Below are 10940 nucleotides of genomic sequence, written 5' to 3' on the forward strand. Positions count from 1 at the left end.
GCCTGGCTCCATCACTACAATCACCACCGCCCCCACACCGCAACCGGCGGCAAACCACCCGTCACCAGGTTGACCAACGTCCCTGGGCAGTACACTTAGGTCAGCGCTTCGTGTGCGCGGCGGGCGAGTTCGGCGGCTCCGGGCACTCTGCGGCGCTGGTAGATGGTGAGTGTGGAGCGGAGCGAGGTGATCGCTTTGCGGGTGCGGTCGGAGGTCATGCCTTCCATGAGGGTCAGGGCCTGGGACCAGGCTGCTACGGCCTCGTCGGCGCGGGCCTGGGCGGCGAGGCTGTCGCCGAGGTCGGCGTAGGTGAGGGCGTGGACGCGCTTGTACTTCTCGGGGTCCCACCGGACCAGGGCGTCGCGGTGCTGCTGTTCGGTGCCGATGTGGTCGGCGAGGTCGGTGAGCGTGCGGGCGGTGTGACTGGCAACGGTGCCGGCGGCGGGGCCGCTGACGCGGGAGTAGCTGGGCTGGGGGCCGTTGTCGCGCAGTAGGGCGTCTTCGGCGGCGAGCAGGGCGGCGGCCGCTGCGGGTTTCTCGCCTGTGGCGGCGTAGGCGCGGGCGTGGGTGATGTGGAGGAGAGCTTCGGTCTGGCCGTCGACGTGACGGAGGCCGCGGGTGAGGGCTCCTTCGACGAGGTCGACGCAGTGGTGGGGCTGCTTGAGGCTGAGGGCCTGGTGGGCGAGGGCGCGCATCATCCAGGCGGCGTGTCCGTGGGGATCGGCTTCGCAGGCAAGTTGGTAGCCGACCTGGTAGTAGCGCTGGGCGGCGCCTTCCTGGCCGAGGTCGTGGTGCTTCCAGCCTGCCAGGTAGACGAGTTCGGCCACGGCGCCGAAGGCCGCCTGTCGTAAGACTTCGTTCGGGTAGCGGCCTCGGAGCATGGGGGCGGCGGTGTCGGCGAGGTAGGCGGTGACCGTGGTCAGGCCGTGGCCACCGCCGAGCCGTTCGTCGGCCGCACTGAAGGCTGCGGTGATTTGGCGTACGACGTCCACGTCCTCGGCACCGACCACGGATGTGCCGGTGCGGGCGCGGAGCATGCGTGCGGTGGCCTCGTGGTCGTGGGCGAGCGGCATGGCGACGCCAGATGTGGTGAAGGCCGCCACCGCGAGGAAGCGACGGCGCTCGACGTCGGCGCGGCCCAGGCCGGTGGCTGCCAGGACGGGATCCCGCTCGACCGCCTCCTCGGCTTCTGGTACGCGCAGGCCGATCTCGGTCTGGGTAATAACGCGGCCTGCCCTGCGTGACAGGGCTTCGGCGAGGTACTGCCCGGTCCGTCCGGTGGGCTGGCGCGTGCCGTTCGCCCAGTGGGAGACGGCCGACTTGTTGGTCTGGAGAGACTCGCCGTTCTCTGCGGCGATGCGTCGGACGTCCTTCGCCAGAGCCTCGTAGGTGCAGCCAATCGCGTCGATGGTGTCACGCAGGCGGGAGTTGGGGTCTCTTCGCGCTGCCACGATCGCCTCCCGTCCGGAGCTGTAAACCGCGTATACCGCTTCAACTGCCTCTCACGGTACCCACTGTGCGTGACGGAGGGTTCACTAAACATCAGCCGCCCGGCCCCGGTCCGACACCGGAACCAGGCTCCCCCCTTCGTCTGGGCGGCCCCCGAAGTTCCTTACGCCTACACCGGGTTCGGGCATTCCTGTGCCCGAACCCGGCCGATCAGAGACGGAGACACGGTGACCACCATCGACACTGCGGCCATCACGGTCGTATTGCCTGAGGCGTTCGACGAGCGCTGGAGCCGCCTGCCCGGCATCCAGGTCGACGGCCGGCGCATCACCATCGACCCGGCCGAGTACTTCTTCCGCTTCGAGTCCAGCTCCTGGCTCGTCGCCGACTGGGAGCTGGTCAAGTCCCAGCTCCTGGACGTGGAGGAGACCACCGAGAGCACGGTCGAGCAGCTCGCGCTGGACTTCATCAAGGCCCACGCCGAGTCCACCTCGGACGCCGCCCGCGTGCTGTCCACCGCCTACGCGGCGTACGCGTACCTGTTCCGCGACGAGCACCTCGTCGGCCTCGGCCTGCCGCAGATCACCGCCCAGCACCTGCGGATGCTGCGCGAGGCGGCCACGCTGATGGCGCTGAACAAGGTGGAGCTGGACGGGCACATCTCCAACGTCGGCCCGTGCTGGTTCTTCCCGGCCGCAACCTCCGTCGTCTTCGACCTGAGCGACGAGATGGGCGGGATGCTCGACGAGGTCTACCACGGCGGCTGGTTCAACGAGCACCGCCGCATCGAGTCCATCAAGGCCCATGCCGCCCTCGGTGGCCGACTCGTGCACGGCTGCCAGTCCGTGCCGGACCAGACCGGTGGCGTCGTGGCGCCCTACGGTGCCTCGATGGCCGCCTTCCGTGACGACCTCGCGGCCTTCAAGGCTGGCTGGATCGAGCAGGTCTACGCCCACCGCGTGAGCCCAGCCGCGTAACACCGCACACCAGGCTCCGGGGCGGGCCGGCACCTCTCGCCCGCCCTGGACGCCCTCAACCTCTCTGGAGCCCCCACGTGACCACGAACCCCAGCGCCGAACTCCTCGACAACCTGCTCACCATGGCCAGCCGTACCACCGCCGTGCGCGAGGAGGTACGCGTGTGGTCAATGTCCGGTGTCGAGCGCCTGACCTTCCCCGACGCCACCACCGCGATCTTCAAGTACGCGAAGCGGCCGTTCGACAGCGAGGATCAAACTCTCCGTCTGGCGCGCACGCTCGGCGTTCCCGTCCCGCAGGTCCACGCCTCCGCGGCCCTGGACGGCTGGCTCGGCATGCTCATGGAGGACCTCGACCCCGCCGTCCGCGACGCCGACGACCTCGACGGTACCGCCGCGGCCGTAGTGCTGCACGGCACCCGTACGGCCCCCGCCCTGCCCGTGCTCGACCAGGCCCGGCTCCGCACGCTGCCGGACAGGGCCCTGGAGCACCTCGCCCGACTCCGCAAGGCCGACCGGTGGCAGGAGGCGGACGACGTCGAGGACGTGCTCGATCGAATCGCCCAGGCCGCCGAGACCCGCTCGGCCGGTGCCACGGTGGCTCCGTTCGGCTGGGTGCACTCCGAGTTCCACCCCACCAGCCTCCACATCAGCAGGCACGGCTGGCGGCTGTTGGACTTCGCCCGCGCCTTCACCGGCCCCGGCCTGCTCGACCTCGCCAGCTGGCACGGCACCCTCGACGCCCCCGACCCCGTACGCCTGCGGGTCTTCCTGGAGCAATACGTCACCGCCGGCGGCACCCCCGACGCCCTCGACCGGCGTGGCGGGCTCACCGCCGAGAACTGGGCGCTGGGCTGGCACCGCATGTGGGCCGTCGAGTGGTTCATGGAGCAGTCCATCCGCTGGATCAACGATCCCGCCACCGACCCCGCCTACATCAAGGCCGTACGCCGTCACCTCACCGACGTCCTCCACCTCCTGGAGGTCTGACGTGCTCGCCCAGGCGTCCCCCTGGTACGTCCACGCTCTTCAGCGCACCACGGCCAGCCCCGCCGAACCACTGTCCGTACCGGCGCGGATGGAATGGACCACGCGGCCCGGCAGCGGGCCCGGCGCCGAAATCCTCGGCCCGGATCTGCGGCGCAAGCAGCTGCTGGAACTCGGCTGCGGCCCCGGCCACAACGCCGCCCACCTCGCCACCCGCTACGGCGCCCAGGTCACCGGCGTCGACCTCGTCGGCCTGCAGGTCCGTCGAGCCCGCTCGCACTACGGCCGACTGAACAACCTCACCTTCGTGGCGGGTCACGCCCTGCACTACCTGCAAGCCTCCGACGAGCAGTTCGACGCGGTCTACTCCGTCTTCGGAGCCATCGGCCTCGTCGCCCCCGAACTCCTGCTCCCGGCCATCGGCCAGCGCCTCAAGCCCGGCCGCACTCTCGCCTTCTCCGTTCCCCACCCCCAACGCGGCGGCCTCCGCCCGGCCACCGACGACCGGCCCCGCCGCGACTACGTCACCCTCCCCGACCGCACCCAACTGTCCTTCGCCCGCTGGGACTTCGACACCGACCGCTGGGAGAGACACCTCGATCGCGCGGGCCTCTGGCTCAGCTCGGCCCAGGAATTCCACGACGCCCGGCACGGTCGCTGGCCCACCACCCTGCTGATCACCGCGCGCAAGCTCTGACCCCCAACCAGTTCCCCTGGGAGAATCCGATGCGCCCGCCCTACCTGCTCCTCGACATCGACGGCGTCCTCATTCCCTTCCCCGACGCGGACGGCTCGACCCCAGCCACCCACGCCCGCCACGACGTCGTGCCCGCCGGCCGCAGCGCCGACGACCCGGTCACCATCTGGCTCAACCCCGCCCACGGCCCCATGCTCATGGAAGTGGTCCGTACCGGCATGGTCACGCCAGTCTGGTGCACCAGCTGGCGCCAGGACGCCGCCGCTCTGATCGGACCGCTCCTCGGTCTCCCACCCCTGCCGCACGTCGATCTCCCGCGCCCCAAGATCACAACAAGCCACCCCAATGGCTATCTGTGGAAGCGCGACTACGTCGACGCGTGGCTGGCTGACGCCCCCGCCATGTGGATCGACGACGACTTCACTGACCTCGACCACACCTGGGCCGCGGAGCGCACCGCCCGTGGCGCGGCGACCCTGCTGGTACAGCCTGATCCCCGTGCCGGGCTGCAGGCTGAACACCTGGCCGAAGCCCGAGCGTGGTCCGGGCGGCTGCTCGCCGTGCGGCCTGGTGCACCCGCTGCTCCGAGCGGAACCGAAGCAGCCTGAGGCGAAGCCGTGGCAGAACAGTCGATGCCCTCGCCGCGTCGTATGGCGAGGGCATCCGACCGGGTTCAGCGGTGCCGACCACGTTCTTCGGGCGTCATGTTCACTGGTGTGGCCGGAGGATGTGGAGCGGCGGACGTGGACGTCGTGCCGCTGATGGTGCTTTGCCTACGTGCTGCCTGAGCGCGCCTGTTCGGTTGAGCGGTGATGCGCCAATTGAGGACCTCGGCGGGATGCTCGGCACTGTCGAGTTCCCGCCGGGCGCCGACCTCGGCCAAGAGGCGCCGGGGGTTGTGGCCGGCGGTCTCGGCGCGGGCGAGGGTCGTTGTCAGGGCCGGCCAGGCGGGATCGGCGAGGACGCGGTCGGCGTGGTCGGGGAGGGCAGCGTGCAGGTCCTGCTCGAAGCGGCTGGCGGTTGTGGCGCGCGGTGCGCGACGGGCGAGATCCGCCAGGACTGGCTGGGCGGCCTGCTGGTAACCGGCCTGCAGGTGGCGGAAGGCTTCCTCGGCCGCTGCGGCCTGCTGCTCGTGACCGCGCTGCTCATGCCACTTGGCGGCGGCGCGCGCCACGTGGAGCGCGGCGAAGATCAGGGCGATGGCGAGTCCGCCCGGATCGTGCGTGGTGTAGGCGAGTTCCTTGGCGGCTTCCCGGAGGGCGGTGGCTGCCTGGTGGTCGGCCCGGACCACCGAGCGGCGGGCGCGGTTGAACGCCGCTGCTACTGCTTGCAGTTCGGCCCGGTGCCCGCCGTTGGTGGTGAGGGCCAGGTTGTGGAGGGCATCGCCGAAGGCGTCCAGATGACCCTGGGCCACGGCGTCGTCGCCCGAGTCGAGGACGGCCTGGGTGTCGCGGATGGCCGTCTCGGCGCGGTGCCACGGTTCGGCCGGGTCCGCCACCCGCTGGGGGCGGTCGGCCTGCGGGCCCAGGCATCCAGGAACCGATTGCGCATGTACGCCTTGGCCTGCCTGCCCTTGTCGAACCGGTAGTTGGCCGGGCTGATGTTGAAGTCCCGCAGCAGGTTGCTCAGGTGGTACGCGTTCAGCCCTTTGGTGCCGTACTCCGCCCACGGGGCCTCAGCGTCCTGGAGCAGCGAGGCGACCAGATCCTGAGTGGCCAGGGCCTCGGGGTTGTCCGCCTGCGCGAAGATGCGGTGGATGTCGCGCAGGAGCCGCGTCTTCAGGCTGCTCTGCTCGTCCTGGGCCGCCTCGTTGCGGGTCATGGCCAGGCAGGCGGCACGGGCCTGGGCGGGCCACTGGCCGCCGGCCAGGTCGGCGATGATGACCAGCGGCTCCCAGGTGTCCGCCGCCCGGTCCTCCACCGGCATCTGCGGCACCGTGCGGGTTGCCTCCCCGCGCAGCGGACCCAGCCAGGCGGCCAGCCGGTCACGCAGCGCGTTGAGTTCGGGCACCGAATACCGGGAGCGGAAAGGGGTGACCCTTTCGCCCGGCTTGCGCTTCTGCATCCGCAGCACGACCGCTCGGTCCATGACCGTGTCCGGCAGGTCGCCGATCCCCGCGATGGCGGCCATGGCGAAGGTGGGGAACGGGGTCGGTTTGTGATCCGGACCAGAGATTCGCCAGGCGGGCCGGTTGCGCTGGTGGCCGGCATTCAGCAGGCCGCGCAGGATCTCACTGTCGCCGCTCGCCTTGGGGCCGAAGATGGTGTCCGCCTCGTCCACCAGCAGGGTGGGCGGGTTCTTGCCGATGATCCGGAAGATGACCGCCGGAGAGGTGTTCACCGTCATCATCGGCTGGTGCACGGTCTCGTGGAGGACGTCCAGAACCCGGGACTTGCCGCACCCTTTCGTCGGGCTGACCACCGCCAGACGCGGCGCGTGTTGTAGAGCCGTCTGAATGTGCGTGGCCGCCACCCACAGGGTGACCGCGGTCAACGCCTCCTCGTGGGGCAGCACCACGTACCGGCCGATCGCCGCTCGTAGCTCGTCCAGCAGCACGGCTCCCTCGACGGCCACCTGGCCGCCTGCATCAGCACGGTCACCGGTTCCCGACCCGTCGTCGGGGACCGTGGTCCCCGAAGCGCTCTGGGGACCGTCCCTACGGCGACCCCCATTCGTGGTATGCGCGACCGGAACTCGGGGACCGGATCCGGGGATCGGCTGACCGGAAGTCTCCGCCCGGTCCCCGACTTCCGGTCCGTCCGTACCAGCACAGTCTGAGCTGCCAGGTCCGGTCGGCAGGACGCTGACCTGCGGATCTTCTTTCGGGGCAGAGGCGATCGTCGAGCGTGCGGTCCCTGTCTGTTCCGGGGACCGGTCCCCGGCGTCCATTGCTTTGGTGCCGTGCGTGGGCCCCAGGCCCGATAGGGGATCACCGTTGCTCGCTGAGCCAGGCAGCGGATCAACTGCGGTGGCCCGCTCCCCGGGGCCGGATCCGTGGGGACCGACTGGTTCAGGAATACGGTCCCCGCCCTGGGGACGTGCGGGGTCTCCGTGGGGATTTGATCCGAGCGACAGCATCGTCTGGCCGGGAATGGCGACCGGCGGCCAGATGACCTTCGTTGTGTTCTGCGGGTTGGGGAAGGTGTCTTCCATAGTGCTCCTGGGGTGCGCGCAGGCTGGGGCTGCTGCGCGGGGTGGATTCGTTCGTAAACGCCACTCAGGCGGCGAGGCTCAGCGCAGCGCTGGACGCCCAGGGGTCGAGCACATTCACAGCGGGCTTGTGGTAGCAGACCCGGCGGCCGTTTTGGGTGGTGAACTCGACTGATTGGATCGCGAGTTCGCAAAGCGCAGCGTCACCCACCGCGGCCAGTTGAGTGCGTATCCGTTCCACCGCCTCGGCGAAGCGCCAGGAGGAGGACCTGAAGCGGAACGAGCCGATGTCAGGGCATTCAGCCAGGCGGAACAGAAGTGTCGTGATCGGCTGTGGCCCCCAGCCAGCCCTGGCCCGCGCCCTGCGCTCGGCCATTGTGGGCGGGCACCCGCAGGGGTGACCTGCATCGGCTTCCGGGGACAGGAACGCGCGCCCGTCGCAGTGGTGCGCGAGACCACGGGAGTCCCACAGCTTCATCTGCGTCGTCAGCCTGCCAGGATTCTCGATGACGACTCGTAGATTGGCCTTCTCGGCTACGACTTCGAACCGCCCCAAGCCGTTGGCCAATCGCCGCCGTGGCTCGGTTCCGAGTACGCTCGCGATGCTCTCCGCCACATGGGGCGACACCGTGAGCAGGCGCCAGACCGGGCGGGTGAGCATCTTGCCGTCGACGACGCGGCCGAAGTCGCAGTCACCGGCGACTGGTTCGGATGCCCTGGACAGCGAGCACGTGCGCGGAGTGCCGAGTTGCTGGCGGCGAGCGGTGCGCGGCTGGGTGCAGTCGTGCGTCGCGGCTGTGTGATGCCGCTGGCGACGGCCAGAACACTCACCGCCGGTCGGCGAAGCGGCGGCCGCGCTGAATCCGGGTGCGGGATTGTGCAAGAGACGGCTCCTGACGGTTGGGAGACGCAGGGGCGCCAGAGCAGCGACGCGGCTGCCCGGAGCCCCCGAGGACACCGTCAATGCTCCGGAGAATCGCCGGTTTCCCTAACCGGCGATGTGGGTGTACTCTCCCTCGCTCGTCTCGGTTCAGCGGCAGGTCAGACCGCTTCTGCCAGCACCTCCTGCTGCCTCGATTCGCCAGTCTCTGCGTCATCGCCTTCGGCCTGTTCCGGTCGTACGAACTCGACCGTCGCCCGCTTCTCGACGGGCGTCGACCTTCCCGCACCGGACGCCTTGGTGACCGTGACCCGGCGAACGAACAACTTGACGAACTCCCGGCGCTCCTGCGTCGTCGCAGCCTCCCACCATGAGCCCTCGCCCACAGGATCGACGTCCCCCGCACCCAAGGGCAGCCACAGGTGGATCGGGAGCGTCGGCGTCGCCGCCTCTTCCAACTCGGTGAGACGGGCCTCCGCCCGCTCCATACGGCCGAGGAGCCGTTCCCTGCGCTCCCGGAACCGGCGTCGTCCGACGGGGTCGTCGTAGTCGCCGGCCTCTTCCCTGTCGTACAGCTCTTCCAACGCGTGCTTGGCATCGGCCCGTTCGGTGACGAGGCTTCGGCGTTCGCCCACGATCTCTGGCTGTTCCGTCTGTGCCGCGTACCGTCGAGCAGCCTCGGCGAGGATGACCGCCGTCTCGGGGTCGTCCTCGGCCGTCTGGATGAGGGCGAAGATCCGCCGGGCGACGTACAGGTCCAGGGTCTGCATGCTGATCGTGCACTCGCCCTCGTGCTGGCCCGGCAGCGCTTTCCGGCGGCGGCAGCGGTACGCGGCCTTGTTGGGAGTGGTGGCACGGTGCGACGTCATCACCGCCCCGCAGTCGCAGAACAGGACGTCCATGGCGGAGAGGACGGCATGTCCACGCGACAGGCCCTTGCCCTGGCCCCGCCCGTCGAGCCACTTCTGCAGTTCGTGCCAGTCGTCCGGCGGGATGATCGGCGGGTACGCCTGGACCGGCTTCATGGTCTCGGGGTCACGCTCGATGCGGTAGCTCTCGATGGTGCTGGTCAGTTTGCCGTCCTCCCGGCGCTTGTATACCGGGGTCGCCGCGTAGCCCGCGATGCGCGGGTCGCGGAGGATGCGCATGGCCGTCTTCGGGTCCCAGACGCTGTCCTTCGCCTTCTTGCCGACCCGCTGCCCCTTCGTCGGCACGCCGTCGGCGGTCATCTGCGCACAGATGCCCGTGAGGGAGCCCGGGTGTCGGCGTCCCCCTCCGGGCCGGTACGGCATGTCCTTGTGCTCCTTGATCCGCGCCCACATGTCCTGAATCACCGGGACCTCGTCGGGATCGTGCTCCAGGACATGGATCACGACGGGCCTGCCGTCGGCTGTCGTTCGCGTCGCGGGGACCATGCGAAAGCCGTACGGCGGCTTGCCGCCCACATAGCCACCGAGTTCGCGAGCCGTCTTCTTCGCGCCCCGCACCGCGTCGCTCTTGTTCTTGCTCTCGCTGTGGGCCGCGTCCAGCCGCAGGATCAGATGGATCAGGTCCATCAGGTTGCCCTTGCGGAACTCGCCCTCGGTGAGGCTGACGATCGTCACGCCGAGGTTGAGCAGTTCCGTGACGATGGGGATGGCGTCCAGCGGATCCATCCGTGACAGGCGGCTGATGTAGTAGACGATGATCAGGTTGATCCGGCCGTCGTGGCAGTCCTTCAGCAGCCGGTCGAAGTCGGGGCGGCCGTCGCCCGTGAACGCGGATATGCCGAGGTCCTCGTACTCAGTGATGCTGACGGCCCCGCGCCGCTGGGCCTCGGCCACACCCGCAGCGCGCTGCGTGACCGTGCTGACCTCGGACTTGTTGGCGCGCCCCACGGACTGACGCCCATAGACACCTGCATGGATGTCCATGCCGGTCACCACCCCTGGTCTGATCATGTGGGGACTCTAGCTGATTTTTTGAACCCCCAACTGGTTTCACCTAAGGGCACGCCCTGGCACCCGAACCGCGGCTTCGAGACCGTCACCTACATCATCGACGGCGTCTTCGACCACCAGGACTCCAACGGCGGTGGCGGCACCATCACCAACGGGGACACCCAGTGGATGACGGCGGGCTCCGGTCTGCTGCACATCGAGGCGCCGCCGGAGCAGCTGGTCATGTCCGGCGGGCTCTTCCACGGGCTCCAGCTGTGGGTGAACCTGCCGGCCAGGGACAAGATGATGGCCCCCAGGTACCAGGACATCCGCAGCGGCTCCGTCCAGCTGCTCACCTCCCCGGACGGCGGCGCGCTGATGCGCGTCATCGCCGGTGAGCTGGACGGTCACGACGGCCCCGGCATCACCCACACGCCGATCACGATGGTCCACGCGACGCTCGCGCCCGGCGCCGAGGTCACGCTGCCCTGGCGGGAGGACTTCAACGGGCTGGCGTACGTGATGGCCGGACGCGGGTCCGTGGGCGCCGAGCGGCGGCCGATCCACCTGGGGCAGACCGCCGTCTTCGGTGCCGGAGGCTCGCTGACCGTCCGCGCGGACGAGAAGCAGGACGCGCACACCCCCGACCTGGAGGTCGTGCTGCTCGGCGGGCAGCCGATCCGGGAGCCGATGGCGCACTACGGGCCGTTCGTCATGAACACCCGGGAAGAGCTCCAGCAGGCGTTCGAGGACTTCCAGAAGGGCCGGCTCGGCACCGTCCCGGCGGTGCACGGCATGTCGGAGGCCGGGCCCCAGGCCTGACGTCGTGTCACCCGGGCGGGCCGTCCGCGCAGGACAGCCCGCCCGGTGCGTGATCGGCTG

The 10940-nt window shown here is 69.8% G+C and carries 10 protein-coding genes; 5 read left to right on the plus strand and 5 right to left on the minus strand.

The genetic code is table 11. The annotated features are described in order from the left end of the window. Positions 1-95: 95 nt before the first annotated feature. Positions 96-1451: a tetratricopeptide repeat protein gene (locus tag ACFCZF_RS36495; RefSeq protein WP_376675299.1), complete on the minus strand. Its 1356-nt coding sequence runs from the start codon at positions 1449-1451 to the stop codon at positions 96-98. A 225-nt stretch (positions 1452-1676) separates the two neighbouring features. Between ACFCZF_RS36495 and ACFCZF_RS36500 the strand changes: the two genes are divergently transcribed. The 4 genes from ACFCZF_RS36500 (at position 1677) to ACFCZF_RS36515 (ending at position 4717) form a co-directional block, all read left to right on the plus strand. Further along, the gene (locus ACFCZF_RS36500) at positions 1677-2426 is read left to right on the plus strand and encodes a hypothetical protein (RefSeq protein WP_376675300.1); all 750 of its coding nucleotides are present in this window, start codon (positions 1677-1679) and stop codon (positions 2424-2426) included. Between the two features lie 77 nt (positions 2427-2503). After that, on the plus strand, positions 2504-3415 hold the full coding sequence (locus ACFCZF_RS36505) for a phosphotransferase family protein (protein WP_376675301.1): 912 nt from the start codon (positions 2504-2506) through the stop codon (positions 3413-3415). Position 3416: 1 nt separating this feature from the next. Further along, positions 3417-4109 (plus strand): class I SAM-dependent methyltransferase, encoded by a 693-nt coding sequence (locus tag ACFCZF_RS36510; protein ID WP_376675302.1) that lies wholly within the window; start codon positions 3417-3419, stop codon positions 4107-4109. Positions 4110-4138: 29 nt separating this feature from the next. Further along, a complete protein-coding gene (locus tag ACFCZF_RS36515; RefSeq protein ID WP_376675303.1) occupies positions 4139-4717 on the plus strand; it encodes an HAD domain-containing protein in 579 nt (192 codons plus the stop codon). Between the two features lie 65 nt (positions 4718-4782). On the opposite strand, the gene ACFCZF_RS36520 is transcribed toward ACFCZF_RS36515, so the two are convergent. From ACFCZF_RS36520 to ACFCZF_RS36535, 4 genes are all read right to left on the minus strand, one after another. Continuing rightward, positions 4783-5523 (minus strand): hypothetical protein, encoded by a 741-nt coding sequence (locus tag ACFCZF_RS36520; protein WP_376675304.1) that lies wholly within the window; start codon positions 5521-5523, stop codon positions 4783-4785. Continuing rightward, positions 5430-6683 carry a DUF3631 domain-containing protein gene (locus tag ACFCZF_RS36525; RefSeq protein WP_376675305.1) on the minus strand — a complete coding sequence of 418 codons (1254 nt, stop codon included), beginning with the start codon at positions 6681-6683 and terminating at the stop codon, positions 5430-5432. Before ACFCZF_RS36525 ends, ACFCZF_RS36520 begins: the two co-directional genes overlap by 94 nt. A 643-nt stretch (positions 6684-7326) precedes the next feature. Beyond that, the gene (locus ACFCZF_RS36530; RefSeq protein WP_376675306.1) at positions 7327-8142 is read right to left on the minus strand and encodes a hypothetical protein; all 816 of its coding nucleotides are present in this window, start codon (positions 8140-8142) and stop codon (positions 7327-7329) included. A 158-nt stretch (positions 8143-8300) separates the two neighbouring features. Next, on the minus strand, positions 8301-10079 hold the full coding sequence (locus ACFCZF_RS36535; RefSeq protein WP_376675307.1) for a recombinase family protein: 1779 nt from the start codon (positions 10077-10079) through the stop codon (positions 8301-8303). A gap of 21 nt (positions 10080-10100) precedes the next feature. On the opposite strand from ACFCZF_RS36535, the gene ACFCZF_RS36540 reads away from it, so the two are divergent. Next, positions 10101-10880 (plus strand): pirin family protein, encoded by a 780-nt coding sequence (locus ACFCZF_RS36540; RefSeq protein ID WP_376675308.1) that lies wholly within the window; start codon positions 10101-10103, stop codon positions 10878-10880. Positions 10881-10940 lie beyond the last annotated feature (60 nt).

This window comes from Streptomyces sp. NPDC056296, from assembly GCF_042268605.1.
In the GTDB taxonomy this organism is placed as follows: Bacteria; Actinomycetota; Actinomycetes; order Streptomycetales; family Streptomycetaceae; genus Streptomyces.